Origin of the sequence: Pseudomonas sp. MIACH, from assembly GCF_001269925.1 — a bacterium.
Classification (GTDB): Bacteria; Pseudomonadota; Gammaproteobacteria; order Pseudomonadales; family Pseudomonadaceae; genus Aquipseudomonas.
On the sequence record NZ_LHVO01000041.1, the window covers coordinates 17,639 to 44,155 of the forward strand.

Below are 26,517 nucleotides of genomic sequence, written 5' to 3' on the forward strand. Positions count from 1 at the left end.
CCTGCATGCCATTTTGTTTGTCTGCCGAGCCTCAACATGACTGCCACCTCTGTTCCACAGGCGCAGCGTTTTTCCCGTTCCGACTATAAAACCCTGGGTCTGGCCGCCTTGGGCGGAGCCTTGGAAATCTACGACTTCATTATCTTCGTGTTCTTCGCGCTGACCCTCAGCCAACTGTTCTTCCCGCCGGAAATGCCCGAGTGGCTGCGCCTGCTGCAAAGCTTCGGCATCTTCGTCACCGGTTACCTCGCGCGCCCGCTGGGCGGCATCCTCATGGCGCACTTCGCCGATCACCTGGGGCGCAAGCGCGTGTTCAGCCTGAGCATCCTGATGATGGCCTTACCCTGCCTGCTGATCGGGATCATGCCCACCTACGCACAGATCGGTTATTTCGCACCGCTGATCCTGCTGGCGCTGCGCGTGCTGCAAGGTGCGGCGGTGGGCGGTGAAGTGCCCAGCGCCTGGACCTTCGTCGCCGAACACGCGCCACGCAATCACCGTGGCTACGCCTTGGGCTTCCTGCAAGCGGGCCTGACCTTCGGCTACCTGCTCGGTGCCCTCACCGCCACGCTGCTGGCGCAAGTCTTCACCCCGGCCGAAATCCTCGACTACGCCTGGCGCTTGCCCTTCCTGCTCGGCGGTGTGTTCGGCGTGATCGGTGTGTGGCTGCGGCGCTGGCTCAGCGAGACCCCGGTATTCCTCGAAATGCAGGCCCGACGCCAGGCCGCCGCCGAGATGCCGCTGCGCACCGTACTGCGTGACCATCGCGCCGTGCTGCTGCCGGCGATGATCCTCACCTGCGTGCTCACCTCCGCCGTGGTGGTGCTGGTGGTCATCACCCCGACCATGATGCAGAAAACCTTCGGCATGAGCCCCAGCCACACCTTTGCCTTGAGCGCCCTGGGCATCGTCTTCCTGAATATCGGCTGCGTCCTCGCCGGCCTGCTGGTGGACCGCATCGGCGCCTGGCGCGCGGTGCTGGTCTATAGCCTGCTGCTGCCGGTGGGTATTTTCCTGCTGTACGCCAGCCTGATCAGCGGCGGCATCTGGCTCGGCGCGGCGTATGCGGTGGCGGGCTTGAGTTGCGGGGTGGTGGGCGCGGTGCCGTCGGTGATGGTCGGCCTGTTTCCGGCGCAGGTGCGGGTGTCGGGCATTTCCTTCACCTACAACATCGCCTATGCACTGTGGGCAAGTACCACGCCGCTGATGCTGATCGCGCTGATGCCGACCAGCCCCTGGATTTGCGTGGGCTATTGCGTGGTAATGGGCGCGGTGGGGGTGGCGAGTGTGGCGCTGTTTGGTAAGCGCCACACCTTGGCCGCCTGAAGATCAGGTCAAGAAGTGCCACAGCACCAGCGTACCGACCAACCCGACCACCGAAACAATCGTCTGCAACACCGACCACACCCAAATCGTCTGCTTCAGCTGCAAGCCAAAGTACTCGCGCACCATCCAGAACCCCGCATCATTGACGTGGCAGAAGAACACCGAGCCGGCGCCGATCGCCAGCGCCACCAGTGAGCTTTGCGTCGCCGCCAACCCGGCCATCATGGGCGCGAGGATGCCGGCGGTCGTGGTGGTGGCGACCGTGGCCGAGCCCGTGGCTTGGCGCAGCGCCACGGCGATCAACCAGGCCAGCAGCAGGTACGGCATGTGCGCGCCTTCGGCGACTTTGCTGATGGTCTGGCTGACGCCAGCGTCGAGCAGGGTTTGCTTGAGGCCGCCGCCGGCGCCGATGGTCAGCAGCAACACGGCGATGGGCGCGAGGGCCTTGCGCAGGGTGTTGCCGACTTCGGCGCGTGGCATGCCGGCGGCCCAGCCCAGGCAGATCACGGCGGCGATCACCGCCAGGCCCAGGGCGATCAGCGGTTCGCCGAGGAATCTCAGGGTCAGGCCCACGCTGCTTTCCGCTGGCAGCGCGACTTTGGCCAAGGTGCTGCCGAGCATCAGAATCACCGGCAACAGAATGATCAGCAATGACACGCCAAAGCTCGGCTGGCGCGGGGCCTTGGGCGGGGCGCTGAACAGCGCGCCGATGTCGGCCGGCTCATCCACATGCAGGCGCTTGGACAGCCAGTTGCCATAGAGCGGCCCGGCGAGTATCACCGCCGGCACCGCCAGGCAAAAGCCCAGCAACATGGTCAGGCCCAGGTCGGCGTGCAACGCGCCCACCGCAATCAGCGGCCCTGGGTGCGGTGGCATCAAGGCGTGCAAGGTGGTCATGCCCGCCAGCGCCGGGATGGCGATTTTCAACAGCGGCTGGTTCGAACGTTTGGCCATCACAAAGATGATCGGCACCATCATCACCAGGCCCACTTCGAAGAACAGCGGCAGGCCGATCACCATCGCCACCAGCGCCATCACCCATGGCAACGACTTGCCCTTGCCCAGCCCGAGCAGGGTGGTGGCGATGCGGTCGGCCGCGCCGGATTCCGCCATCAGCGCACCCAGCATCGAGCCCAGGGCAATGATGATCCCGGCTTCACCGAGGATCGCCCCGGCGCCCTTGCTGAAGGCCTTGGCCACCTCTTCCGCTGGCAGCCCGGCGCCGACCCCGGCGATAAAGGTGCCGATCAGGATCGACAGGAATGGCGGCAACTTGGTCGCGCTGATCAGCACAATGATGCTGGCGATGGCCAGCAGTACGCAGAGCATGAGGCGGGTGTCGTGAACCATCCACGCGGCAGTCGATAACGCCAAGGCGGGACTCCTTATCGAACAGGTTGGGGAAATTGTTTCTTTTTGTTTCCTAGCCCAAAAGCATACCTGATAACGCCCGCCGCAGAGCCATTGCTGTCGGATTTGTAATCTTTGCTCCACCGCTCTGATAAGTCGCGAACGCTACATTCTCCCGGCTTTTACTTTATGGGCGTGGAACTCTCGTTATGGCAATTTCCGTTAGAACGCTGCTGGGGGTGACGCTGTTGTGGAGCGCCGCCAGCGTTGCCCAGGTGCAAACCCTTACCCTCGACGCTGCCCTGCAAACTGCCTTCGCCCACAATCCCGACCTGGCGGCGGCGCAATGGGAAATCGAGATCGCCGAGGGCGGTCGGCAGCAGGCCGGGCTGATCCCCAATCCGGTGGCGTCCTGGGATGCCGAAGACACACGTCGCGATACGCGCACCACCACCCTCAAGCTAAGCCAGACCCTGGAACTGGGTGGCAAGCGTGGAGCCCGCATTGACGTGGCGACGCGGGCCCAGGACGCCGCGGCACTGACCCTGGAACAGCGCCGCAACACGTTGCGCGCCGAGGTGATCGACGGCTACTACGGTGCCCTGCGCGCCCAGGAACGTCTCGACCTGGCCCAGCGCTCCCTGGCCTTGGCCGAGCGCGGGCTGGTGGTCGCCAACGGTCGTGTCACTGCCGGCAAATCCTCACCAGTGGAAGCCACGCGGGCCCAGGTGCAGCTCTCGGAGATCCGCCTCGAATTCAACCGCGCGCAAATGGGCCTCACCGACGCCTATCGCCGCCTGGCCGCCAGTACCGGCAGCGCGGCGACCGACTTCCAGGCCGTCGCCACGCCAAGCCACTCCACACCGCCGTTGCCGTCCGCCACGCAACTGTTGGCGCGCCTTGAACAGACCGTCGAACTGCGCCTGGCCGAACTGCAGATCGCGCAGAACGAAGCCAGCGTGGGCCTGGAAAAAGCCCAGCGTATTCCCGACCTGGATGTGTCGATTGGCAGTCAGTACGACGCCAGTGTGCGCGAGCGGGTGAACCTGGTCGGCGTATCGATGCCGATTCCGTTGTTCAACCGCAACCAGGGCAACGTACTTGCCGCCACGCGCCGTGCCGATCAGGCCCGCGACCAGCGCAACGCTGCCGAATTGCGCCTGCGTACCGAAACGCGCCAGGCCCTGGACCTGTGGCAAACCGCGAATACCGAAGTGCGCGCATTCAACCAGCAGATCCTGCCCGCCGCCCAAAGCGCGGTGGACAGCGCCACTCGCGGCTTCGAGATGGGCAAGTTCAACTTCCTCGACGTGCTCGACGCCCAGCGCACCCTGATCGCGGCGCGCACCCAATACCTCGCAGCCACCGCCCAGGCCACCGACGCCTGGCTGCGCATCGAACGGATTTACGGCGACCTCGCCCGATTTTGATTTTTTCTGGAGTGCCTTATGAACAAACGACACGGCGTGGCGCTTGCCGTCGCCTTGGGCCTGATGCTGTCCGGCGTGGCCAACGCCGAGGAAGAAGAAGGCACGCTCGAGCTGACTGAACAACAAATCCAGGCCGCCGGCATCGAACTCGCCGAGGCTCAACCCCGGTCGATCAGTACATTGCTGACGCTGCCGGGGGAGGTGCGTTTCGACGAAGACCGCACCTCGCATATCGTCCCGCGCGCGGCCGGTGTGGTGGAGTCGGTGAAGGTCAATCTTGGCCAGGCCGTGAAGAAGGGCGAACTGCTCGCCGTGATCGCCAGCCAGCAGATTTCTGACCAGCGCAGTGAGCTGGCGGCCAGCGAGCGTCGGGTTGAACTGGCGCGTATCACCTTCCAGCGTGAACGCCAGTTGTGGCAGGACAAGATCTCCGCCGAACAGGATTACCTGCTGGCGCGCCAAACCCTGCAAGAAGCCGAAATCGCGCTGAACAATGCCCGCCAAAAGATGACAGCTATCAGTGGCAACACCGTGCTGGTCGGCGGCAATCGTTACGAACTGCGAGCGCCGTTTGCCGGCGTGGTGGTGGAAAAACACCTCGGTGTCGGCGAGGTAGTGAGCGAGACCAGCAATGCTTTCACGCTTTCTGACCTGTCACAGGTGTGGGTCACCTTCGGCGTATTCCCCAAGGATTTGAACAAGGTCCGCCTCGGCAAACCGGTGAAAGTCAGCTCCACGGAAATGGGCACCGACGTGCAGGGCACCGTGGCCTATGTTGGCAATTTGCTCGGCGAGCAAACGCGCACCGCCACCGTACGCGTGACCGTGCCCAACCCTGACGACGCCTGGCGCCCTGGGCTGTTTGTCACCGTGCAACTGGCCACCGACACCTACCAGGCCAAGGTCACCGTGCCGCACACGGCGATCCAGACCGTCGAGGAAAAACCGTCGGTATTCGTACGCACCCCAGACGGTTTTATCACCCGCCATCTCGAACTGGGCGCCAGTGAAAACGGCTACGTCGAAGTGCGCCAAGGCCTGGAGGCCGGTGCCCAGGTGGCCACCACCGGCAGCTTCATCCTCAAGTCCGAGTTGGGCAAGGGCTCGGCCGAGCACGCCCATTGATCCTGCGAGTGATTTCTCATGTTTGAGCGCCTTATCCAATTCGCCATTGAGCAGCGCATCATCGTGCTGCTGGCGGTGCTGTTGATGGCCGGTGTCGGCATTGCCAGCTATCAGAAACTGCCCATCGACGCGGTGCCCGACATCACCAATGTGCAGGTGCAGATCAACTCGGCGGCGGCCGGTTTTTCGCCGCTGGAAACCGAGCAGCGCATCACCTTTCCCATCGAAACCGCGATGGCCGGCTTGCCCGGCCTGCAGCAGACCCGCTCACTGTCGCGCTCCGGCTTGTCCCAGGTGACGGTGATCTTCAAGGACGGCACCGACCTGTTCTTCGCCCGCCAGTTGGTCAACGAGCGCCTGCAGGTGGCCCGCGAGCAATTGCCGACGGGGATCGAAACCGCGATGGGGCCGATTTCCACCGGCCTCGGGGAAATTTTCCTGTGGACCGTGGAGGCCGAAGAGGGCGCACGCAAGGACGACGGAACGCCCTACACGCCGACCGACCTGCGGGTGATCCAGGACTGGATCATCAAGCCGCAACTGCGCAACGTGCCCGGTGTGGCCGAGATCAACACCATCGGCGGCTTCGCCAAGGAATACCAGATCGCCCCCGACCCCAAACGCTTGGCGGCCTACAACCTGACCTTGAACGATCTGGTCACGGCGCTGGAGCGCAACAACGCCAACGTCGGCGCCGGGTACATCGAGCGCAGCGGCGAGCAATTATTGATCCGCGCGCCGGGCCAGGTGGCGTCCATCGACGACATCGCCAATATCGTCATCACCACGTCCGACGGCACGCCGATCCGCGTGCGCAATGTCGCCCAGGTCGAGATCGGCCGAGAGTTGCGGACCGGCGCCGCCACGGAAAACGGCCGCGAAGTGGTGCTGGGTACGGTGTTTATGTTGATCGGAGAAAACAGCCGCACCGTGTCCCAGGCGGTGGCTTCCCGGCTTGAGCAAATCAACCGCTCGCTGCCCGAAGGCGTGGTGGCGGTTACCGTCTACGACCGCACCAACCTCGTCGAAAAAGCCATTGCCACCGTGAAGAAAAACCTCTTCGAAGGTGCGCTGCTGGTGGTCGCGGTGTTGTTCCTGTTCCTCGGCAATATCCGCGCGGCGCTGATCACCGCGATGGTGATTCCCCTGGCGATGTTGTTCACCTTTACCGGCATGTTCACCAACAAAGTCAGCGCCAACCTGATGAGCCTCGGCGCGCTGGACTTTGGCATTATCGTCGACGGCGCGGTGGTGATCGTCGAGAACGCTATCCGCCGCCTGGCCCATGCGCAGCAGCGCTATGGTCGCTTGCTGACCCGCAGCGAGCGCCTGCACGAGGTGTTCGCGGCGGCCAAGGAAGCGCGGCGTGCACTGATCTTCGGGCAGTTGATCATCATGGTCGTGTACCTGCCGATCTTCGCCCTCACCGGTGTAGCCGGGAAGATGTTCCACCCCATGGCCTTTACCGTGGTGATCGCGCTGCTGGGGGCGATGATTCTGTCGGTGACCTTCGTGCCGGCGGCGATTGCGCTGTTCGTCACCGGCAAGGTCAAGGAAGAAGAAAACCTGGTGATGCGCACCGCGCGCCGAGCCTACGCGCCGGTGCTGGATTGGGTGATGACCCGCCGGCCGCTGGTGTTCGGTCTGGCCGTGCTGACCATTGTCGCCTCGGGCGTGGTGGCCAGCCGCATGGGCAGTGAGTTTATCCCCAGCCTCAGCGAGGGCGACTTCGCCCAACAGGCCCTGCGCGTGCCCGGCACCAGCCTGACGCAATCGGTGCAGATGCAGCAGCAACTGGAAAAAACCTTGATGGCCCAGGTGCCGGAAATCGAGCGGGTATTTGCACGTACCGGCACGGCGGAAATCGCCTCCGACCCGATGCCGCCGAATATTTCCGACAGCTACGTGATGCTCAAACCGAAGGCGCAATGGCCGGATCCGAACAAATCCCGCGACACCCTGATCGCCGATATCCAGCGCGCCAGTGCGATTGTGCCGGGCAGTGCGTACGAGTTGTCGCAACCGATCCAGCTGCGTTTCAACGAGCTGATTTCCGGGGTGCGCAGTGATGTGGCGGTGAAGGTATTTGGTGACGACATGGCGGTGCTCAACACCACCGCCGCAGAAATTGCCGAGACCCTGCAAGGCCTCGATGGCGCTTCGGAAGTCAAGGTCGAACAGACGTCCGGCCTGCCGGTGCTGACCATCAATATCGACCGTGACAAGGCCGCGCGCTTTGGCCTGAATGTCGGCGATGTGCAGGACACCATTGCCGTCGCCGTCGGTGGGCGCCAGGCCGGTACGCTGTATGAAGGTGACCGCCGTTTCGACATGGTCGTGCGCTTGTCCGACGCGCTGCGTACTGACATCGACGGCTTGTCGCGGCTGTTGATTCCGGTGCCGGCGCTGGCCGGGAATGCGGCGGGGCAGTTGGGGTTTATTGCCTTGTCCCAGGTCGCCAGCCTGGACCTGGTGCTCGGTCCGAACCAGATCAGCCGCGAGAACGGCAAGCGCCTGGTGATCGTCAGTGCCAACGTGCGCGGGCGGGATATTGGTTCGTTCGTGGAAGAGGCCGAGGCTGCGCTCACGGCGCAAGTGAAAGTGCCAGCGGGTTACTGGACCACGTGGGGCGGCCAGTTCGAACAACTGAAGGAAGCCTCCGAGCGTTTGCAAATCGTGGTGCCGGTGGCCTTGCTGCTGGTGTTCGGGTTGTTGTTCATGATGTTCAACAACCTCAAGGACGGGCTGCTGGTGTTTACCGGGATTCCGTTCGCGTTGACGGGTGGGATCATGGCGCTGTGGCTGCGCGATATTCCGCTGTCGATCTCCGCAGGCGTAGGCTTTATCGCCTTGTCCGGCGTGGCGGTGCTCAACGGCCTGGTGATGATTGCGTTCATCCGCAACCTGCGCGAGGAAGGGCGTTCACTGTCGGTAGCCATCCACGAAGGCGCGCTGACCCGTTTGCGCCCGGTATTGATGACCGCACTGGTGGCCTCCCTCGGTTTTATCCCCATGGCCCTGGCCACCGGCACCGGCGCCGAAGTGCAGCGTCCGTTGGCGACGGTGGTGATCGGCGGGATCATTTCTTCTACGTTGCTGACCTTGCTGGTGCTGCCGGCGCTGTACCAGTGGGCCCATCGCAAGGAAGAGGAAATACCAGGCTGAACCGTGTAAACCGGCCTGGCTGGCTGCTGACGTCGGCGTGCCCCTGATGCAGGTGCATGATCGACTGCACAATGGCCAGCCCCAGCCCGGTGCCACCTTCGGCGCGGGTACGGCTGCTGTCGGCGCGGTAGAAACGTTCGAACAGGTGCGGCAGGTGGTGCGCTTCGATGCCACGCCCGGGGTTGCCCACCGACAACGCCACGCTCTGGTCGTAGGTCTCCACCAGCAGCAGCACGCTGGAGCCTTCGGGCGTGTGGCGGATGGCATTGGACAGCAAATTGGAAATGGCCCGCTGGATCATCAGGCGATCACCCGTCACCCAGGCGTCGCCGCGCAGGTTGAGGTTCACGTGTTTGTCTTCGGCGCTCAGCGCAAACAGTTCCATCACCCGTTGTGCTTCCGCGCCCAGCGACACCGCGTCAAACCCGGCCCGTGCCGCCGGATGGCTGACCTGGGCCAGGAACAACATGTCGGAAACGATGCGTGACAGGCGCTCCATTTCCTCGGTGCAGGATTCCAGCCCTGCCTTGTATTCCTCCGAGGGCCGTTCGCGGGACAGGGTCACCTGGGCCTTGCCCATCAGGTTGGTCAACGGCGCGCGCAGTTCGTGGGCGAGGTCGTCGGAGAACTGCGACAACTGCTGCACCCCGGCGTCCAGGCGATTCAGCATGACGTTGATGCCTTGCGCCAACTCGCCCAGCTCCTTGGGCAGGTTGTCGATGGATAAGCGGTGGGTCAGGTCCTGGGTCGTCACTTGGGCCGCGACATGGCTGAACTGCTTCAACGGCGCCAACCCGCGTTGTACCAGCCACCAGGCGCCCATGCCGATCAGGATCAACAGCATCGGCAGGGCGATGAGGGTGGCGCGCAGGTAGGCACTGAGCAGCGCCTGGTCATCCTGGCGATCCAGCGACAGCAACACGCGCACGCGCTCGCCGCTGGCCAGGCGCATCAGGCTGGAGGCGCTGAGTACCTGGTTGCCGTCCTGGTCTTCCCAGTTGAGGTAACCGAGGGTTTCCCGGGGGGAAAAGTCGGTCAGTAACGGTTCCTGGGGTTTGGCGCCGACACTGAGCAGCACGGCGTTATCGGGCGCGGTGCCGACGATGGTCAGGTAGAAGTTGTCATGGCCCATCACCAGGTCCAGCAACGAGTGCGGGCGGGCTTTGATTCCGTGTGTGTCCAGGCCCAGCGCCAGGCTGTGCTGGATCTGTTCCATCTTGCTTTCCAGGCCTTTGCGCGCGAGTTTTTCCAGCTCATGGGTCAAGGCCAGGTAGGCCAGGGTCGCCAACAGCACGACCAGCCCGGCGCCCATCAGGCTGACCGTCAGCCCCAGGCGCATCGACAGGCTGCTGGTCCTCATTGGCGCGCCTCCAGCACATAACCCACGCCGCGAATGGTGTGGATCAGCTTGACCTCGCTCTGGTCATCGACCTTGCCGCGCAGGCGGCTGATGGAGACTTCCACCACGTTGGTGTCGCAGTCGAAATTCATGTCCCACACCAGCGAGATGATCTGCGTGCGGGTCATCACCTCGCCGGCCTGGCGCATCAACACGTGCAGCAGGGCGAACTCCTTGGTGGTCAAGTCGATACGTCGGTTGCCGCGATAGGCGCGATGACGACGCGGGTCCAACTCCAGGTCCGAGACGCGCAGCACGTCCGGCAGCGGGATATGTTCGCTGCGCCGCAGCAAGGTGCGCACGCGGGCCAGTAGCTCGGGGAATTCGAATGGCTTGACCAGGTAATCATCGGCGCCCATGTCCAGGCCCTTGATCTTGTCGGCCAGGCGGCCGCGTGCGGTCAGCATCATCACGCGCTGGTTGCCGTCCCGGCGCAGTTGTTCCAGTACTTCCCAGCCGTCGGTGTTGGGCAGGTTCACGTCGAGGATCACCAGTTCGTAGGTGTGCTGCCGGGCCAGGTGCAGGCCATCGATACCGCTGGCGGCGCAATCGACGACGTAGCCACTTTCGGTCAGGCCTTGCTGCAAGTAATCGGCGGTTTTCTGCTCGTCCTCAACCACAAGGATACGCATGGGGATTTACCTTCAAGAAAAACGAAAGGAGAGGGCCTCATAGAGGCTTGGGTAGGCTGTAGGAAAACTCTGAATCCTGAAGTAGCTTTAGGGTCAAGCCGCGTCAGGCCGGTGCGACGATTCGTCACTGACCGTGCACACAAAAAAAACGCCCCGGCTGGGGCGTAAAAATTCATCTCTGTTCCAAAGGAGCTACACAACAGCTGCAGAGATGAGATGTGTTCGATGTGCAGTATAAAAAAGACAACTTAACGAGAAGGTGAGGCCGATATTACAGTTCTGACAGACTTCAACCTGTGAAGAGATGTACGGTATCGGCAAGTAAATGTCAGTACGTGTTAAAGAATCGCCAAGGGGTATTCGATAATGACGCGAACTTCGTCAAGGTCGGACTCAAACGCACTTGAGCGCACGGTAGCCTGGCGCAGTCGCAGCGATAAATCCTTCAAGTTGCCACTTTGCACCACGTACTTGGCTTCGATATCCCGTTCCCAGCGGCGCTGGTCGGTGAGCGGATCGCCGGCGGCATCGCGGCGCATATACACCGCGTTGGCATTGCTGTAGTCGGCGCCGGTGCCCTTGCCGTAGCGAGTCATGAATGACAGGCCGGGAATGCCGAACGGCTGCATGTCGAGGTCGTAGCGCAGCATCCATGAGCGCTCCTTGGGCGAGTTGAAGTCGTTGTACTGGATCGAGTTGTTGAGAAAGATCGAGTCCGACTGACGCAGGTAATCGAAGTCGTCATCGCCGTTGTTGCGCTGGTGCGACACCGCCAGGCTGTGGGCGCCGACCTTCACGCCGAGCCGGGCGCTCCAGATGTTGTTATCGAATTCACCCAGCAGTTTTTTGCCTTCGTCCACAGCCTTGTAGTAGTTGACGTCGCCGAACAGCGAGACGTCTTCGTTCAGCGGGTAACTGGCGGCGCTGCCGACGTAGTACTGGTTCCAGGCGTCCTTGAGACGGCTGCTGTACAGGCTCAGGCTGAGGTGTTTGTTCACGGTGTAGTCGCCGCCGAAGTAGCCGATCCAAGGTGAATCGACCGGGCCGGCGTAAAACGTTGCGAACCCTTTGTTCATGCCGCTTTCGTTGGGTTGGCTCATGCCGCTCAAACGCCCGCCCTGCAAGGTCAGGCCCTCCAGGCTGGTGTTCTGCAGGGTCACGCCACGGAAGCTTTCCGGCAACACTCGCGAATCGCCGTAGGCCACCACAGGCGTCACTGGGAACACGTCGCCGGCCTTGATTACCGTGTCCAATACGCGCAGTTTCGCCGCGCCGCCGACCTTGCTGTAGTTGTCTTCGGGATGATTGTTGCTGTCCACCGGCAGCACGCCGAACGAGCCCTTGCCGCCGCTGCGGCCGGTGCCCGAGTCGAGCTTCACGCCGACCATGGCGAAGGCGTCCAGGCCAAACCCCACGGTGCCCTGGGTAAAGCCGGATTCGAATTTGCCGATCAGCCCCTGGACCCAGGCTTCGGAATAGCCATTACCGGTAGGGCTGGATTGGCCCTTGCGGTCATCGCGATTGAAGTAAAAATTGCGTGCCAGCACGTTCAGGCTGCTGCCTTCGATAAACCCTTCAGGTTTGTCTTCCGTGGCCACGGCTGCCAGGGGCAATGTGGCGATCAGAGAAAGGGGAAGGGTGTAATAACGGATATGCATATTTCGCTCCTCGGTATTGGCAGTTATCAGCTTCTTATGGAAGTGAGCGTTCTTATTGATCTGGCCCGGGCTGATAGTTGCAAACCGTGGATAACGATTGGGTGGCGTGAACATTACAATTTTGGAAACTTACGGCCACCTAACAAATAAGTAATGTTCTGGTGAACATCGCGTCAGGGTTCGTTCGTTAGTCTCGGCACTGAACTTTCAGTCGAGGAATAGTTGATGAACTTTTATAAAACCGCTCTGGGTGTATTAACGGCCGTCCTGTCTTTCGGTGCATTGGCCGAAGGCGGCGGTGATCGCACCTTTGCCCTGATGATGGAGCGCAATGAAAAGGCCATGGCCGATTACGCCGTGAGAAACGGCAAGCCGGTGCCCCAAGTGCAGGCGTATCGCTATGGGATGAAGCTGGACATTGCCAAGGTGGTCAACGTGACGCCGCCGATCCGCGCGTGCAATACCGTGCCTTCGCGCATGACCTATGAAGACTCCAGCGGCAAGCTCACTACCTTGGAGTACCAAGTCATGGGCGTGTGTCGAAATAACGGCGGTTAAATGTGCTGGTGCTCAACGCGTAGGGCGATTCGTTAACCAACTGTCGAGCTGATCCATAGGACTCATGCTTGAGGTATCGTAGGTTTTTCGTTTGAAGAGCCTATCCTCCATGAATCCAGCCCACTGTCGCCCCGTCCCGCTGCCAAAGGCCTACCGTTTGCTCAATCACGGTCCAACTGTGCTGGTCAGCGCAGCCCACAACGGCCAACGCAATATCATGGCCGCCGCCTGGGCCATGCCACTGGATTTCGAACCGCCCAAAGTCGCGGTGGTGCTGGACAAGTCCACCTGGACGCGCCAATTGCTGGAAGGTGCCGGCACCTTCGTGCTGCAGGTGCCCTGTGCGGCCCAGGCCGACCTGGTGCAGACGGTCGGCAATACCACCGGCACCGAGCGTGACAAGTTCGCTGCGTATGGCCTGCAAACCTTCAACGGTGAACACACAGACGCGCCCTTGCTGGAAGACTGCGTAGCCTGGCTGGAATGCCGCCTGCTGCCCGAGCCCCACAACCAGCAGACTTATGACCTGTTCCTCGGCGAAGTCGTCGCGGCCTATGCCGACGAGCGCGTGTTCAGCGAAGGCCACTGGCACTTCGAAGGGCATGATGAGTTACGGACTTTGCACCATGTGGCGGGAGGGCATTTCCTCACCATCGGCGAGCCCATTGATGGGCGCTTGCTATAAGCGTACTCAACGCCCGAGCATCTTCACCCAACGCGACGGCGGCATGCCGTAGGTGCTGCGAAACTGCCGGGTCATATGGCTCTGGTCGGTGAAGCCGGCGATCAGCGCCGCGTCCACCAGCGACTGTCCCTGCGCCAACAGGCTGCGCACCAGGTCCAGACGGCGCATCGTCAGGTAGCGGTAGGGGCTGGTGCCGAACAGCAGACGAAAATCCCGCGACAAGGCCCAGCGGTCACGGCCGGCGTGCTCAGCGATTTCGTCCAGGGTGATGCTGCGGCCCAGGGCGCTGTGGATAAATTCACGGGCGCGCTCGGCGGCGACGTAATCGAAAGCCTTGCGGCTGACGATGGCGCCCGCGGCGTTGCTCAGCGCGTGGGCCAGGTCGAACATCGCGTCCTGCTCCTGCAACGGGTCAATCGGATGATCGAGGTTCTGCAGCAGTACTTCGCTGGCGCGGAACAGCCTTGGGTCAGTGGATAAGCCACCGGGGATAAACGGCAACGGCTTGCCGCCGATAATCTGCTGGATCAGCGCCGGCTCCACGTAAATCATCCGGTACTTGAAACCTTCGTCACTGCCGGCGTGGCCGTCGTGGGTCTCATCGGGATGAAGCACCATGGTCGTGCCGGGCAGGCTGTGGATCATGTCGCCGCGATAGTGAAAACTCTGCACGCCAGACAAGGTACGCCCGATGGCGTAGGTGTCATGGCGATGCGGGTCGAAGGCAAAGCCTGCAAAGTACGCCTCGATACGGTCCAGGCCGCTGGCATGCGGGGCACGGTGCAGCCAGTCGAAGTTGCGGGTCGGTTTGCCCATGGCGGCTTGTCACAAGAAGAGAGGGAAATACGTTAACCCAGTCTGCATCCCTTGTCTGCCGGGGTCTTGTACGATTGTGCAGGCGGTGGGCGAGGTCTATGCTCCTGGCTCGTGCCCCGCGCTGATGGAGTTTCCTAATGGAATTTATCAACCCCGCCTACGTGGCTCCCCTGATCTCGCTGGCCCTGCTGTGGACGGTGGCAGTGGTGACGCCTGGGCCTAACTTCTTCAACACGGCACAGTTGGCTGCCAGTTGTTCGCGCCGCCATGGCGTGGTGGCTTCGGCGGGCGTGTCCACTGGCACGATCATGTGGGGGCTGGCGGGTGGCCTGGGCATCAAATCGCTGTTTACCGCCGCCCCCATGTTGTACCTGGCGTTCAAGATCATCGGCGGCTGCTACCTGATTTACCTGGGGCTGAAACTGTTCAAGCGCTCGGCACCGGCGATGGGCCAGAGCCTGTTGCCGGACGAAGCGCGCCGCTCGTTGTTTTCCGCCTGGCGCCTGGGGTTGCTGGGCAACCTGTCCAACCCCAAGGCCGCGTTGTTCGTCGCCACCATCTTCGCCTCCACCATGCCGCCGTCGCCGTCGCCGATGCTGCTGACCCTGGCGGTGATCACCATGGCCACCCTGTCGTTCAGCTGGTATTCCTGCGTGGCCCTGGTGTTTTCCAGTGCGCACATGGCCAACCTCTACAGCCGCTCGCGCAAATGGCTCGACCGTTTTGCCGGCGGTTGCTACGTGTTGTTCGGCGCACACCTGGTAGCGAATCGCTGACCGCCCGTGGTAAGAAGCCTTACTTTCAACAGTGAGGCCGAGTCATGAGCAAGGTGCGGATAGGGATTATTTTTGGTGGTCGTTCGGCTGAGCACGAAGTCTCGTTGCAGTCGGCGCGCAATATTGTCGATGCACTCGACCGCACACGCTTCGAGCCAGTCCTGATCGGCATCGACAAGGCCGGCCACTGGCACCTCAATGACACCTCGAACTTCCTGATCAACCAGGAAAACCCGGCACTCATCGCCCTTAACCAATCCAATCGCGAACTGGCGGTGGTGCCCGGCAAGGCCAGCCAGCAGGTGGTGGAAACCTCCGGCAACGGCCTGCTGGCACACATCGATGTGATCTTCCCCATCGTCCACGGCACCCTCGGCGAAGACGGCTGCCTGCAAGGCCTGCTGCGCATGGCTGACCTGCCTTTCGTCGGCTCCGACGTGCTCGGCTCGGCAGTGTGCATGGACAAGGACATCAGCAAACGCCTGCTGCGTGATGCCGGTATTGCCGTGACCCCGTTCATCACCCTGACCCGCAACAACGCCGCGCGTACTTCCTTTGAAACAGCGGTGAATAAACTCGGCCTGCCGATGTTCGTCAAACCGGCCAACCAGGGTTCTTCGGTGGGTGTGAGCAAGGTTAGCAACGAGGCTGAGTACCACGCCGCGGTTGAACTGGCCCTGGGGTTTGATCAAAAGGTACTGGTGGAATCCGCCGTGCGCGGCCGCGAAATAGAATGCGCCGTGCTGGGTAACGAAAACCCGGTCGCCAGCGGCTGCGGCGAGATCGTGGTGAGCAGCGGTTTCTACTCCTACGACAGCAAATACATCGACGGCCAGGCGGCTCAAGTGGTGGTGCCGGCTGATATCAGCCATGAAGCCAGTGAGCGGATTCGCCGCTTGGCCCTTGAGGCGTTTGAGGTGTTGGGCTGCGCAGGGTTGGCGCGGGTCGATGTGTTCTTGACCGACGACGGCGAAGTGCTGATCAACGAAATCAACTCACTGCCCGGCTTCACTCGCATCAGCATGTACCCAAAGCTGTGGCAGGCAGCGGGCATGAGCTACAGCGAGCTGGTGAGCCGGTTGATTGAGCTGGCGTTGGAGCGGCATGCGGGGCGGAAGGGGTTGAAGATCAGCCGTTGATCCTCAGGGAGTGGCCAGTAACGCCATCAGGCGTTACTGAGGACTTCCCGAAAAACGTCTGGTCTTATGGCCGCAATATGCAGCAGTGAGCGTGCTGCGCCGGAGGGGGAACGACGCCCCTGTTCCCACTCTTGAAGGGTTCTTACCGAAACCCCCAAAAGCTCGGCAAATTTGGGTTGCGACAGTCCTGTCTTGCTTCTTGCTTCGGCAGCTTGAGTGATTTCGATCTGTTGCACGGCGCCATAGCGTCCTGCTTTAACATCCTGAATAGCGCTCAGTAATTCTTCGCCGATATTGCGTTTGGCGTCACGTTCCTGCAGTTGTTTATCAGTGAGAGGCATGGTTCATCTCCTTCGCAATTTTGTACAGGATGTGCGCTGGAATATTCTCCGTAGCGCCCTTGCCGTAAATCAGTAGGACTACTACTTCTCCGCAAGCCAACTGAGTGGTATAGATGATTCGCACAGCCCCTCTTTTGCCCTGGCCCTCCAAGCACCAGCGTACTTTTCGGCAACCGCCCGAGCCAGGAATAACATTTCCGGCATCGGGATGGCTGGCAAGAAACGCCACGAAAATACCCTTTTCATCTTCGCTCCAATAGTCAGGCCATAGTTTGCTGAACAATGGAGATTCTATGATCGTTAACACGAGAAATTCTACGTCTTTGACGTAGCCCCTGGCAAGAAAGTGCGGGCCAGAAAATCGCAGGTGAAAAGGCGCCGCTCAAGAAGGGGTTTATCGCAAAAAATGACATGGCATTTTGCGATCTGAAGACATGTAGAGGATTTGAGAAAGAGTGTTGTAGGCCTTCTCCTATTAGTCTGTGCGAGCAATCCACGAATAAATCAACGTCTTCGCTTCCTCCGGCTGATGCGTCCTTCTGCGGTAGCTGGCAAACGTCGGCGACGTGCAGTAGGTGCACACCTCGCTCACTTCGATCTGCTCACGCTTGACACCCGCCGCTTGCAGCAGCAACAACCCATACCCGCTCAAGTCAAGCCACGCACTGCCTGCTTGTCGTGCATGGGGCGGAGTAATTTCGGGGGACCGCAGCGGTGCCGGTTGCACGAAGCTCCACGGTGCCTGGGCGTGTTGCCACAGGTGCCCTTGGTCACTCTGGAAGTCGGCGATAAACCCTTCGCTCACTTCATAACAGCACGGCTTGATCGATGGGCCGATAGCCACTTGCAGTTGGTCGGCTGCAATCCCCTCGGCGGCAAAGTGCTGCATGACGTTGGCGATAATCCCGCGTTGCAGCCCCTTCCAGCCGCCATGGACTGCGGCTACCCGTTCGCCGGTTTTCGACGCGAACAGAATGGGCAGGCAATCTGCGGTGATCACCGCAATCGGGTGAGCGCGATGCGTCGACACTGCATCGGCCTCGATCGTATTGGTCACCTGTCCCGCCTGCCATTCAATCACCGAGGCGCTGTGCACTTGCTTGCAGATGAACGGCTCATCCGGGCGCAGCGGGTCATTGATCGAACAGAAACCGTGGTCGATGCCAGGAATGGCAGCGAGATTTTCAGCCTGATGCAAGGGATCACCTCCGTTCAATAAAGTCAGTCGCCGAGCGCTTCGCCTTCACGCCGAGGGTCGGCGCCGCCGCTCAGCGACACCTTACCCTGGGCGTCCCGTTTGAGAACAATCGCCTGGACGCCGCTGGTCATGTCGATCTCGCTCAGCTCATGGCCCTTGTCCTGCAGCGCCTGTTTCAGACCCGGGCTGAACAAGCCGGCTTCCAACTCGGTAGCCCCATTGCGGCTGCCGAAGTTGGGCAGGTTGATGGCGGCTTGCGGGTCGAGGTTCCAATCGAGCATCGCCACCAAAGATTTGCTCACGTACTCGATGATTTGCGAGCCGCCCGGCGAACCGACCGTGGCCAGCAACTCACCGCTCTCGCGGTCGAACACCAGGGTCGGCGCCATGGCCGAGCGCGGGCGTTTGCCGGGTTGCACGCGGTTGGCGACCGGCTGGCCGTTTTCTTCGGGGATGAATGAGAAGTCGGTCATCTGGTTATTGAGCAAAAAGCCCTGGACCATCACATGGGCGCCAAACGCGGCTTCTACCGTGGTGGTCATCGACACGGCGCCGCCCAAGTCATCTACGGCCACGACTTGTGACGTGGAGATTCGCAGCGGCGAACGGTCCGGTGCGTACGCGACTTGAATACCGGCCGGTCGGCCTGGCTTAGCGATGCCCAGGCTGCGCTCGCCGATCAGCGTGGCACGCTGTGCCAGGTAGTTCGGGGCCACGAGGCCGGCCACCGGCACCGGTGTGAAGTCCGCATCGGCCACGTACAGCGCGCGGTCGGCAAAAGCCAGGCGACCGGCTTCGGCGAGCAGGTGCACGGCCTCGGGCGTGGGCTCAAGCCCGGCAGGCGAGGCGCTTTTTATCGGTGTCATCGGCGCGATGGCCAGGTGCGGGTCGCGGGCTTCCAAGGCCTGCAATGTGCCGAGAATCTGCGCGACCGCAATCCCGCCTGAGGACGGCGGCGGCATGCCGCAGACTTTCCAGCGTTTGTAATCGGTGCACAGCGGCGTGCGCTCCTTGGCGGCGTAGTCCTTGAGGTCGGCTTGAGTCAGGCTGCCGGCATTGCGGTTGCCCTGTACCTTGCGCGCAATCTCATCGGCAATCGGCCCGTGGTACAGGGCGTCCGGCCCTTCCTTGGCAATGCGTTTGAATACAGCGGCCAGCGCCGGGTTTTTCAGCCGTGTACCGGTGGCTTTGGGCGTGCCATCGGCATTCAGAAAGTAGGCCGCCATCTCCGGCGATTGCGCGATAAAGCGGTCAGCGGCGATCAGGCTGTGCAAGCGCGGTGAAATCGCGAAGCCCTGCTCCGACAAGCGAATCGCGGGCTCAAACAGCTTGGCCCATTGCAGGCGGCCGGTGTTTTTATGAGCCATTTCCAAGGCCCGCAGCACCCCTGGCGTGCCCACCGAGCGCCCGCCGATCTGCGCGTCGGTAAAGGCCATCGGCGTGCCGTTGGGGTTCAGGAACAATCGCTCGGTCGCCCCCGCTGGCGCCGTTTCGCGGCCGTCATAGGCGTGCACGTTTTTCCCATCCCAGAGCATGATGAACGCGCCGCCGCCAATGCCGGAGGATTGCGGTTCCACCAGGGTCAACACCGCCTGCATCGCAATCGCGGCGTCAATCGCCGACCCGCCTTGGCGCAACATCTCGCGCCCGGCTTCGGCCGCCAGCGGGTTGGCGGCGGCGGCCATATGGCGCTCGGCATGGCGGGTGCTGAGGTCGGTGCGATAGCCCGAGCCCAGCTCCGGTGCCGGTGGTTGTTGGGTGGCCGGGGTATGGCAGGCAGCCAGGGTCAGGGCTGCCGCCACGAGCGACAGTTGGCGACGGGAAATCGAAAACACGTGCTGAACTCCGTTCATTTTGCGAATGATCTGTTGTCCTTGGGGCACTGCGGTTTACAGGTAAATCGTGCCTTGCATGTACAGCACTGCCTTGCCGGAAATAATCACGCGGTCGCCCTGCAGTTCGCAGTGCAACTGGCCCTTGCGCTGGCCCCCTTGCTCAGCCGACAAGTGCGATTTGCCCAGGCGCTCGGCCCAGAACGGTGCCAGCGAGGTGTGTGCCGAGCCGGTGACCGGGTCTTCATCGACCCCCACATTCGGCCCGAACCAGCGTGAAATAAAATCAAACCGGGTGCTCTTGGCGGTGACTGCAATCCCGCGTTTGGGCAGGCCCTTGAGCCGCGCAAAGTCAGGCGTCAGCGCGGCGACCTGGGCTTCGTCATCCACCAGCACGATGTAGTCATCGGTGCTGAACACGTCGGCGCTCTCGATCCCCAGGGCACTCAACATTCCGGCGGGCGGTTCGCAGCGCTGTGGTTGCCGGGCGGGGAAATCCATCGCCAGTTCATCGCCATTGCGCGTCACCCGTAGCTCGCCGCTGCGGGTGGCAAAGCGCAGCACCTGCGGTGCGTCCGCCAGCGCGTGAATCAGCACCCAGGCCGTCGCCAGCGTGGCATGGCCGCACAGGTCGACTTCGACTTGCGGGGTAAACCAGCGCAACTCGTAGAACCCATCGCGGGGCACGAAGTAGGCGGTTTCGGAGAGGTTGTTTTCGGCAGCGATATGCTGCAGTTGCTCGTCGGGCAGCCACTCGGTGAGCGGGCACACCGCGGCAGGGTTGCCACCGAAGGCATGTTGGCTGAAGGCGTCGACTTGGTAGATGTCCAGTTTCACCGTGAAGCACTCCGTGCGTGGGGGAGGCTGGACACTAACAGTGGCAAGGGAGGGCGTCAAAAGCGGCCTACCCCAGGATAGGCCGTGTGACTCAGGCAATCAGAAGTCCCAACGCGTGGTCAGCATGAAGTGACGCGGTGCGCCGTAGATGGCGGAGTTGTAGAAACCCACGTTGGTGTAATAGGGCTTATCGAACACGTTATTGAGGTTCAGCGTGGTCGACAGGTTTTTCGTGAATTGGTAGCGCGTCATCAAGTCCACCACCCAGTAGGCCTCCTGGGAGAATTTCTCGGTCGTGTTCCTGGGGCTGTTGTAGATGTCCTGCCACACCGTGTTCTGCCAGCGCAGGCCACCGCCGACGCTGACTTTGTCCAGCTCGCCCTTGAGCTTGTAGATCGTGAACATGCTCACCTGATCCTCGGGCTCGAAGGTGGAGACTTTTTTGCCAGCATCGTCGCGCACCACTTTGTGGGTGTAGCCACCCTGCAACTGCCAGCCGGGGGCGATTTCGCCGGACAGTTCCAGTTCGTAGCCCTTGGTCGTCGCGTCGGTGCCCTTGAAGGCAAAGTTGGGCGGCGTCGGGGTCTGGTTGTTGTACGCATCGTCGGGCAGGGAGCGGTTGCTTTCCTTGACCTCGAAGTACGCCAGACTGGCGTTCAGGCGCCCGTCGAGGAACTCACCCTTGAGGCCCACTTCATAGTTCTCGCCTTCGTCCGGGTCAATCAGCTTGCGGTTACGGTCGAGGTTGTAGCTTTCCTGGGGCATGAAGACATCGGTGTAGCTGACATACGCCGACAAGTTGTCCGTGAGGTCATAGATGGCCCCGGCATAGGGAATGAAGCGTCCGGTTTCACGGTAGGTGTCGGTGCTGCCGGTCAGGGTGTAGTCGACCACGCGCCCGCCGAGCAACAGTTTCAGGTCGTCGGTGAGGTTCCAGCGGGTGGTGACGTACATGCCGGTCTGGCGAATGGTGTCGTCGGTGACTTGGGAGGCTACGCCCCAGTCGGGCTTGGCCAGGTTGCCGTGCCAGTTGAAGTAGTCGACCAGGTTGGCCGTGGGGAAGGTTTCGTCCCAATAACCCTTGCCCTTCCAGTGGGCGGTGCTGATGGACCCACCGACCACCAGGTCATGTTCACGGCCGAGAACGTTGAACGGGCCGCTGATATACAGGTCGGCCGAGTCGCTGGTGGTTTCGCCCTTGTAGCGCTGGGCGTTGATATTGGCAGTGCCGTCCGCCGCCGGCTGGTAGAACTGGATCGCACCCATCTGGGCGTCGTAGCCGTTGAGCTTGTGGTCCAGTTGCAGTTTGGTCACCCAGCCGTTGCCGAGGTCGTGCTCCAGGTTGGCGAACACCGTGCGGGTGTATTGCTGCCAACTGCTCCAGTCAGTGGCATTGCTGAAGGAGCGCTTGGCATCGTTCAATTCGCCGGCATAGTTGAACAGCGGGAAGCTGCCGGACCAGGTGGAGCCTTTGGGTTTGCTGTCCTGATAATCGGCGCCCACGGTGAGCAAGGTGTCGGGTGACAGGTCGAACTCGAGAATGCCGTAGAACACTGAGCTTTTGTTCGAGTAGCGATCGACCCACGATTTGTTGTCCTGATAGGCCGCCACGGCACGCCCACGCACATTGCCGGTTTCGGTCAGCGGGCCGCTGACGTCCACTTCCGTGCGGTAGTGATCCCAGGTGCCCGCCGCCGTAGTGATATGTCCGAGAAATTCCGACGTAGGTTTCTTGCGCACCAAGTTGATGGTGCCGCCCAGGGAACCGGCGCCGCTGAGCAGGCCGGAGGCGCCCTTGAGCACTTCGACCCGGTCGTAGATCGCCATGTCGCTCAGGGTGTTGCCCGCCGAATAGGCCACGTTGCGCACGGCCGAGGGGATACCGTCGTACTGGAAATTGTTGATCGAAAAACCACGCGAGTAGTAATTGCTGCGGTCGGTGTCGTAGGCCGACACGGTAATGCCAGGGGTATGGCGCATCACGTCGTCGACACTGTCGAGGGCGAAGTCATCCATGTGCTGGCGCGTGACGACGCTGATGGACTGCGGCGTTTCGCGCGGGGTCAGCACCAGGCGCGTGGCCGTGGCGATGGTGCCCGGGGTGTAGGAGCCGGTGCCTTCGGTGACGGTGCCCAACTGGTTGCTGATGACGGTGGTGGTGCCCAGTTGCAAGGCCGCGCCGGGTTGTTCGGTGCGGGTCAGCATGACTGCATCAGGGCCATTGCGCTCGAAGCTCAGGGGCGTGCCTTTGAGCAACCGGGCCAGCGCCTCCAGGGCGGTCATGCGGCCGCTGACGCCAGGCGATTCGACGCCTTGGGCCAGGTCAGCCGCATAGGCAATTTGCAGCCCGCTCTGCACACTCAATTGATCCAGGGCATTGACCAGCGACTGACGCGCAATGGCAAAGCTGCGGGTATCGGCGGCTTCACGAGTGGCCGGCTTGTCCGCCGGTTCCACGGCAACCGCAGTGCTGCACGCCAGGCAGATGGCGAGCGCAAGAATGCTACGGGCATGGGTCGGATTGAGTGCTGGAAAGTGCATGTGAGCCCCGTTAGAAATAGGAATGATTTGCAAAGGCAAAATTCTTGACGGGTTGAAGCTTCGAAAGCCGTAAAACTTTTTTCGACGGTGTCAGGGGCTCTGTGTCAGCGAATCACCAGGATGCCGCCAGGCAGGCGCTGGACCCGTGTGGAAGTAACTTTACTCAATGCCTGCACAATCGCCTGGGGGTTATCCAGTTGGTAATTGCCGCTGACCCGCTCACCGGCGGCGGTATCGTTCAAGAGCAGGATCGGTGCGGGGTAATAGCGGCGGATCTCTGCCAATACCTGCGCCAGCGGCGCGTTCTGGAACGACAGCCGTCCGTTGATCCAGGCCATCTGTCGTTCACCGCCGTCCAAGGACAGCGGTTGCAGATGCCCACCCAGCAGCTGTTGCCAGTTGCCCGCCTGCAACAGGCTCTGTTCACCCTTGCGGTTGGCGAATCGCACCTGACCTTGGCGCACGGCGACGGTGACGCCCGCGTCGCGCTGGCTGACGCTGAATTGTGTGCCGACCACGGTGACGCTGGCCTCGGCGGTTTCGATGCTAAGAGGGCGCTCTGAGTCATGGGCGGCTTCGACGTAGAGCTCGCCGCGCAGCAGCTTGATGCGGCGATGGGCGCCGTCGAAGGCGATGCTGATTGCGCTGTGGCTGCCCAGCACGATGTGCGAGCCGTCCTCCAGGTCAAAGCGTTCCAGCTGTGCGACGTCGGTCATGTGGTCAGCCTGCAGGCGTATCGGCACATCAGCCATCCAGCCGATGCCCAGCGTGATCAGCACGGCAGCGGCGGCGGCCATAAAGCGTGTCTTGCGGTGCGTGACGGCTTGCGGGGCAGGGGGCAATTCCAGGTCGCCGGCGAGGTTTTTCAAGGCTTGCTCGAAGGCGCGGCTTTCCCACATCGCGGCCAGTTCCGCATACGCCGTGGCGTGCCGGGGATCCGCATCGCGCCACTGCTCAAAGCGCTGGCGGGTGATGGGGTTGCGCACCGTCTCATCGCGCTGGGCGAACCAGTCGGTCGCCTGCTTACGTATGGCATCGGGGGTGTCGGCACGATCAATCATGGTAGGTCGTTTGCTTGACGCAGGCAGTGAGGGCGTGGCGCAGATCTTTTTCCACCGTGCTCAACGACACCTGCAGGCGTTGGGCGATCTCGCTTTGGGACAGGTCATGCAGTCGATGCAGTACCAGGATTTGTTGCTGGCGTTTGGGCAAGGTAGCGAGCACCTGTTGAAACTGCAGCAGTTGCTGTTGGTCCTGGGCCTGGCTCTCCGGTCCGGGGGCCGTGGTGGGCACCTCGACAACCAGGCTTTCGGCCAGATGGCACTCATAGCGCCTTTTACTGCGCACACTGCGCAGATGATCAAAGGCCAGGTACTGCGCGGTTTGATAAAGAAACGGCTTCAGGTGTTCGATAGGGCGGGTGTACAGCGCTTTCGCCACCTTCAGGTAGGTTTCCTGGGCCAGGTCCTCCGCCTGGCTCGAACAGCCGACGACGCGCGACAGCATACGGATTAACGCACTGCGCTGCCCGATAAAAACGGCGCTGAGTTTTTCCTGATCCCCTGGCGTCCCTGTCTCCATGGCCCCGATACCCTGATGCGGCATTGCGCGAATAGCAGGCATACTAATGAGAAATGCTCTCATTTGATAGGGTGGCGGGGGATTTGTTTGGAGAGCAGTCCTGCCGGGCATGTCATGGGCTCGACCGGCGCATCAGCCCAGTCGCAACACCATCGCCCCGCCGGCAATGATGCACGCCGCTACGATACGGCGACGGGTCAGTTGCTCTTTGAGCACCAGCGCCGAGATCACCACGCCAAACAGAATCGACGTTTCCCGGAGCGCTGAAACCGTGGCGATCGGTGCCGCCGTCATTGCCCAAAGCGCCAGGCCGTAGGACACGACGGTGCCGAAGCCGCCGATCACGCCAGGGCGCCAGTGGCGCGCCAGATAGCGGTAAAACTCGCGCCGTCTGGCGGCAAATGCCCATGCGGCAAGCGCAATGCCGGTGAGCAGGAATATCCACAACGTATACGCCGCCGGGGCGTCGGATTTGCGTACGCCCACGCCATCGATCAGGGTGTAGCCGGCGATGACAGCGGCGTTGACCAGCGCAAGGAACGTTCCTTTTCGCTGACCGGCACCAGGGGTTGCAGCCATGCTCAGAATGCCAATGCAGATGACGGCAATGCCGAGCCAGGCAAATGAGGACAGGGATTCGGACAACAGCCCCACGCTCGCCGTCGCCACCAGCAACGGCGCGGTGCCCCGCATGATCGGGTAGGTCTGGCTCATGTCGGCAATGCGGTAAGTCGAGGCGACCAGCACGAAATACACCACCTGCAAAATCACCGACGCGCCGATGAAGGGCCAACTTTCCTTGGCCGGCAGTTCCAGAAACGGAATGACCGTCGATGCGATCAGCGATGCCATGAGCGCGATCATGCACGTGGTCAGCAGCTTGTCGTCACCACCCTTGACCACGGCATTCCAAGTGGCATGCAGCGCAGCGCCCAGCATGATGATTGCGAACACATCAAGGCTCATGAAGGGATGTCCTATGGGGCTCGGTTCTGTATCAAGGGAGTGGGGGCTGCGAGTATGCCCCAGGTACTTTTTTCGAGGCATAAAAAAACGGCCTACCTTTCGGTAAGCCGTTTTTAGTACTTGGTGGCTACACAGGGACTTGAACCCCGGACCCCAGCATTATGAATGCTATGCTCTAACCAACTGAGCTATGTAGCCAAGTGGCGCGCATTATTCGCGTAGAACGGGAATGCGTCAAGCATTTATTTTGAATTTTTATCTACGCTTTCAATTGTTTAACGGAAACGAGTGGGTTGGGCGACGAGTGGTGGCTGATTCACTTCTCCTGTGAAGTGATGCCCATGGCTTCAAGCAATCCCTCAACCACCGGGCGAACCTGCCCGTTGATCCTGCTGGCGCTGGATTGATCGCCCGTGGTGTTTCGAGCGGATGTGTGGTTTTGCGGGTGGGGTTATTGGCGATCTTGCTGCCATCCACGAAGAAGGACTGATACCGGTTGGGCGGATATCCCTGTCGCCCAACACTTGGCTCGTCAGCCAGATTTACGGTTGAAATGGGTTATGAGTGGCGCGCTTGAGTTGTTCGCGTGCTCGCGACAGCCTTGAGCGAACGGTGCCGATGGGGATGTCCAATACGTCGGCGGTGTCCTGGTAGCTACCGTCGGTTTCCAGCGAGGCGTACATGGTCTTGCGCATTTCCGTCGGCAGGTGGTCGATGGCGCTCAGGGTGTTCTCCAGGCGGCGGTTGATCTCAAACTCCCAATCCAGGTTGTTGTTTTCTTCCTGGCCATGCCACAACGACTCATCAAATTCACAATGCACGGGTTTGGCATACATGCGCCTGAAGTGATTGCGGATCAGGTTCTGTGCAATGCCACACATCCAGGTGCTGGGCGAGGCGTTACCGCAGAAGCGCTCGCGGTTGCGCCAGGCTTCCAGGTACGTCACTTGCAGAAGATCATCCGCATCTTCCGGGTTGAGTACGCGTTTTTGGATGAAGCGCTTGAGTTTTTTATGCTGGTCGTCTGTCAGGTGAAGCATGAATTGAGGCGAGCTGCCAACGAGGTTAGCTAAGGCTTCAATAGGGATATTCATGTTTTTTTTCCTTAGGGTAGACGCAGTCGAGCGGGTGTCGACAGGTCCCTTTAGCACTCCCTGTGCCA

Annotated in this window: 23 protein-coding genes and 1 tRNA gene; 8 read left to right on the forward strand and 16 right to left on the reverse strand. The window is 61.5% G+C overall.

Going from position 1 to position 26,517, the window contains the following annotated elements; genetic code table 11:
• Positions 1 to 36: 36 nt before the first annotated feature.
• On the forward strand, positions 37 to 1,326 hold the full coding sequence (locus AD670_RS15910; RefSeq protein WP_053134114.1) for an MFS transporter: 1,290 nt from the start codon (positions 37 to 39) through the stop codon (positions 1,324 to 1,326).
• Between the two features lie 3 nt (positions 1,327 to 1,329).
• Here AD670_RS15910 and AD670_RS15915 read toward each other — a convergent pair whose 3' ends face one another.
• A complete protein-coding gene (locus tag AD670_RS15915; protein WP_053134117.1) occupies positions 1,330 to 2,700 on the reverse strand; it encodes a gluconate:H+ symporter in 1,371 nt (456 codons plus the stop codon).
• 185 nt (positions 2,701 to 2,885) lie between these two features.
• Here AD670_RS15915 and AD670_RS15920 point away from each other — a divergent pair, with 185 nt between their 5' ends.
• From AD670_RS15920 to AD670_RS15930, 3 genes are read left to right on the forward strand one after another with little or no spacing between them, the layout of a single operon-like run.
• Complete coding sequence (locus tag AD670_RS15920) at positions 2,886 to 4,106, forward strand: TolC family protein (RefSeq protein WP_053134120.1); 1,221 nt, start codon at positions 2,886 to 2,888, stop codon at positions 4,104 to 4,106.
• 18 nt (positions 4,107 to 4,124) lie between these two features.
• Positions 4,125 to 5,231 carry an efflux RND transporter periplasmic adaptor subunit gene (locus tag AD670_RS15925; protein WP_053134123.1) on the forward strand — a complete coding sequence of 369 codons (1,107 nt, stop codon included), beginning with the start codon at positions 4,125 to 4,127 and terminating at the stop codon, positions 5,229 to 5,231.
• Positions 5,232 to 5,249: 18 nt separating this feature from the next.
• Positions 5,250 to 8,396, forward strand: coding sequence for a CusA/CzcA family heavy metal efflux RND transporter (locus AD670_RS15930; protein WP_053134126.1), 3,147 nt, complete (start codon positions 5,250 to 5,252; stop codon positions 8,394 to 8,396).
• Here AD670_RS15930 and AD670_RS15935 read toward each other — a convergent pair.
• The 3 genes from AD670_RS15935 to AD670_RS15945 all read right to left on the reverse strand — a co-directional run bounded on the left by AD670_RS15935 (position 8,320) and on the right by AD670_RS15945 (position 12,085).
• A complete protein-coding gene (locus AD670_RS15935) occupies positions 8,320 to 9,756 on the reverse strand; it encodes a heavy metal sensor histidine kinase (RefSeq protein ID WP_053134129.1) in 1,437 nt (478 codons plus the stop codon). The genes AD670_RS15930 and AD670_RS15935 overlap by 77 nt on opposite strands.
• Entirely contained in the window at positions 9,753 to 10,427 is a 675-nt protein-coding gene (locus AD670_RS15940; protein ID WP_053134132.1) for a heavy metal response regulator transcription factor, read from the reverse strand. Before AD670_RS15940 ends, AD670_RS15935 begins: the two co-directional genes overlap by 4 nt.
• Before the next feature lie 338 nt (positions 10,428 to 10,765).
• Positions 10,766 to 12,085, reverse strand: a complete 1,320-nt coding sequence (locus AD670_RS15945) for an OprD family porin (RefSeq protein WP_053134135.1) — start codon at positions 12,083 to 12,085, stop codon at positions 10,766 to 10,768.
• Between the two features lie 225 nt (positions 12,086 to 12,310).
• Between AD670_RS15945 and AD670_RS15950 the strand changes: the two genes are divergently transcribed.
• On the forward strand, positions 12,311 to 12,643 hold the full coding sequence (locus tag AD670_RS15950; RefSeq protein ID WP_053134138.1) for a DUF2790 domain-containing protein: 333 nt from the start codon (positions 12,311 to 12,313) through the stop codon (positions 12,641 to 12,643).
• Positions 12,644 to 12,752: 109 nt separating this feature from the next.
• Positions 12,753 to 13,328 (forward strand): flavin reductase family protein, encoded by a 576-nt coding sequence (locus AD670_RS15955; RefSeq protein WP_053134141.1) that lies wholly within the window; start codon positions 12,753 to 12,755, stop codon positions 13,326 to 13,328.
• 6 nt (positions 13,329 to 13,334) lie between these two features.
• Here AD670_RS15955 and AD670_RS15960 read toward each other — a convergent pair whose 3' ends face one another.
• Entirely contained in the window at positions 13,335 to 14,144 is an 810-nt protein-coding gene (locus AD670_RS15960; protein WP_053134144.1) for an AraC family transcriptional regulator, read from the reverse strand.
• Between the two features lie 137 nt (positions 14,145 to 14,281).
• Between AD670_RS15960 and AD670_RS15965 the strand changes: the two genes are divergently transcribed.
• Together AD670_RS15965 and ddlA are read left to right on the forward strand one after the other, a co-directional pair.
• Positions 14,282 to 14,920 (forward strand): LysE family transporter, encoded by a 639-nt coding sequence (locus AD670_RS15965; protein WP_053134146.1) that lies wholly within the window; start codon positions 14,282 to 14,284, stop codon positions 14,918 to 14,920.
• A 44-nt stretch (positions 14,921 to 14,964) separates the two neighbouring features.
• Entirely contained in the window at positions 14,965 to 16,059 is a 1,095-nt protein-coding gene (gene ddlA, locus AD670_RS15970; protein ID WP_053134152.1) for a D-alanine--D-alanine ligase, read from the forward strand.
• Between the two features lie 26 nt (positions 16,060 to 16,085).
• Here ddlA and AD670_RS15975 read toward each other — a convergent pair whose 3' ends face one another.
• From AD670_RS15975 to AD670_RS16025, 11 genes are all read right to left on the reverse strand, one after another.
• Positions 16,086 to 16,400: a DNA-binding transcriptional regulator gene (locus AD670_RS15975; RefSeq protein ID WP_053134155.1), complete on the reverse strand. Its 315-nt coding sequence runs from the start codon at positions 16,398 to 16,400 to the stop codon at positions 16,086 to 16,088.
• Positions 16,387 to 16,683: a transcriptional regulator gene (locus tag AD670_RS15980; RefSeq protein ID WP_256243912.1), complete on the reverse strand. Its 297-nt coding sequence runs from the start codon at positions 16,681 to 16,683 to the stop codon at positions 16,387 to 16,389. Before AD670_RS15980 ends, AD670_RS15975 begins: the two co-directional genes overlap by 14 nt.
• 192 nt (positions 16,684 to 16,875) lie before the next feature.
• Complete coding sequence (pgeF, locus tag AD670_RS15985; protein ID WP_053134160.1) at positions 16,876 to 17,598, reverse strand: peptidoglycan editing factor PgeF; 723 nt, start codon at positions 17,596 to 17,598, stop codon at positions 16,876 to 16,878.
• A gap of 23 nt (positions 17,599 to 17,621) precedes the next feature.
• Positions 17,622 to 19,451: a gamma-glutamyltransferase gene (gene ggt / locus AD670_RS15990; RefSeq protein WP_053134163.1), complete on the reverse strand. Its 1,830-nt coding sequence runs from the start codon at positions 19,449 to 19,451 to the stop codon at positions 17,622 to 17,624.
• A 36-nt stretch (positions 19,452 to 19,487) separates the two neighbouring features.
• Positions 19,488 to 20,267, reverse strand: coding sequence for a PhzF family phenazine biosynthesis protein (locus AD670_RS15995; protein WP_053134167.1), 780 nt, complete (start codon positions 20,265 to 20,267; stop codon positions 19,488 to 19,490).
• Between the two features lie 99 nt (positions 20,268 to 20,366).
• Positions 20,367 to 22,808, reverse strand: coding sequence for a TonB-dependent siderophore receptor (locus tag AD670_RS16000; RefSeq protein ID WP_053134170.1), 2,442 nt, complete (start codon positions 22,806 to 22,808; stop codon positions 20,367 to 20,369).
• Positions 22,809 to 22,912: 104 nt separating this feature from the next.
• Positions 22,913 to 23,869, reverse strand: a complete 957-nt coding sequence (locus AD670_RS16005; protein ID WP_053134174.1) for a FecR family protein — start codon at positions 23,867 to 23,869, stop codon at positions 22,913 to 22,915.
• Positions 23,862 to 24,389 carry an RNA polymerase sigma factor gene (locus tag AD670_RS16010; protein WP_053134181.1) on the reverse strand — a complete coding sequence of 176 codons (528 nt, stop codon included), beginning with the start codon at positions 24,387 to 24,389 and terminating at the stop codon, positions 23,862 to 23,864. The genes AD670_RS16005 and AD670_RS16010 overlap by 8 nt, the downstream gene beginning before the upstream one ends.
• Before the next feature lie 132 nt (positions 24,390 to 24,521).
• A complete protein-coding gene (locus tag AD670_RS16015) occupies positions 24,522 to 25,355 on the reverse strand; it encodes an EamA family transporter (RefSeq protein ID WP_053134177.1) in 834 nt (277 codons plus the stop codon).
• 121 nt (positions 25,356 to 25,476) lie between these two features.
• Positions 25,477 to 25,553: transfer RNA gene (locus AD670_RS16020), tRNA-Met, on the reverse strand.
• A 344-nt stretch (positions 25,554 to 25,897) separates the two neighbouring features.
• On the reverse strand, positions 25,898 to 26,449 hold the full coding sequence (locus AD670_RS16025; RefSeq protein WP_053134179.1) for an RNA polymerase sigma factor: 552 nt from the start codon (positions 26,447 to 26,449) through the stop codon (positions 25,898 to 25,900).
• Positions 26,450 to 26,517: the final 68 nt, after the last annotated feature.

Excerpts from the sequence above, each read along its gene's own strand:
- AD670_RS15910 (WP_053134114.1), top strand. The coding sequence starts at position 37 with ATGACTGCCACCTCTGTTCCACAGGCGCAGCGTTTTTCCCGTTCCGAC.
- AD670_RS15920 (WP_053134120.1), top strand. The coding sequence starts at position 2,886 with ATGGCAATTTCCGTTAGAACGCTGCTGGGGGTGACGCTGTTGTGGAGC.
- AD670_RS15925 (WP_053134123.1), top strand. The coding sequence starts at position 4,125 with ATGAACAAACGACACGGCGTGGCGCTTGCCGTCGCCTTGGGCCTGATG.
- AD670_RS15930 (WP_053134126.1), top strand. The coding sequence starts at position 5,250 with ATGTTTGAGCGCCTTATCCAATTCGCCATTGAGCAGCGCATCATCGTG.
- AD670_RS15935 (WP_053134129.1), bottom strand. The coding sequence starts at position 9,756 with ATGAGGACCAGCAGCCTGTCGATGCGCCTGGGGCTGACGGTCAGCCTG.
- AD670_RS15940 (WP_053134132.1), bottom strand. The coding sequence starts at position 10,427 with ATGCGTATCCTTGTGGTTGAGGACGAGCAGAAAACCGCCGATTACTTG.
- AD670_RS15945 (WP_053134135.1), bottom strand. The coding sequence starts at position 12,085 with ATGCATATCCGTTATTACACCCTTCCCCTTTCTCTGATCGCCACATTG.
- AD670_RS15950 (WP_053134138.1), top strand. The coding sequence starts at position 12,311 with ATGAACTTTTATAAAACCGCTCTGGGTGTATTAACGGCCGTCCTGTCT.
- AD670_RS15955 (WP_053134141.1), top strand. The coding sequence starts at position 12,753 with ATGAATCCAGCCCACTGTCGCCCCGTCCCGCTGCCAAAGGCCTACCGT.
- AD670_RS15960 (WP_053134144.1), bottom strand. The coding sequence starts at position 14,144 with ATGGGCAAACCGACCCGCAACTTCGACTGGCTGCACCGTGCCCCGCAT.
- AD670_RS15965 (WP_053134146.1), top strand. The coding sequence starts at position 14,282 with ATGGAATTTATCAACCCCGCCTACGTGGCTCCCCTGATCTCGCTGGCC.
- ddlA (WP_053134152.1), top strand. The coding sequence starts at position 14,965 with ATGAGCAAGGTGCGGATAGGGATTATTTTTGGTGGTCGTTCGGCTGAG.
- AD670_RS15975 (WP_053134155.1), bottom strand. The coding sequence starts at position 16,400 with ATGCCTCTCACTGATAAACAACTGCAGGAACGTGACGCCAAACGCAAT.
- ggt (WP_053134163.1), bottom strand. The coding sequence starts at position 19,451 with ATGAACGGAGTTCAGCACGTGTTTTCGATTTCCCGTCGCCAACTGTCG.
- AD670_RS16000 (WP_053134170.1), bottom strand. The coding sequence starts at position 22,808 with ATGCACTTTCCAGCACTCAATCCGACCCATGCCCGTAGCATTCTTGCG.
- AD670_RS16005 (WP_053134174.1), bottom strand. The coding sequence starts at position 23,869 with ATGATTGATCGTGCCGACACCCCCGATGCCATACGTAAGCAGGCGACC.
- AD670_RS16010 (WP_053134181.1), bottom strand. The coding sequence starts at position 24,389 with ATGGAGACAGGGACGCCAGGGGATCAGGAAAAACTCAGCGCCGTTTTT.
- AD670_RS16015 (WP_053134177.1), bottom strand. The coding sequence starts at position 25,355 with ATGAGCCTTGATGTGTTCGCAATCATCATGCTGGGCGCTGCGCTGCAT.
- AD670_RS16025 (WP_053134179.1), bottom strand. The coding sequence starts at position 26,449 with ATGAATATCCCTATTGAAGCCTTAGCTAACCTCGTTGGCAGCTCGCCT.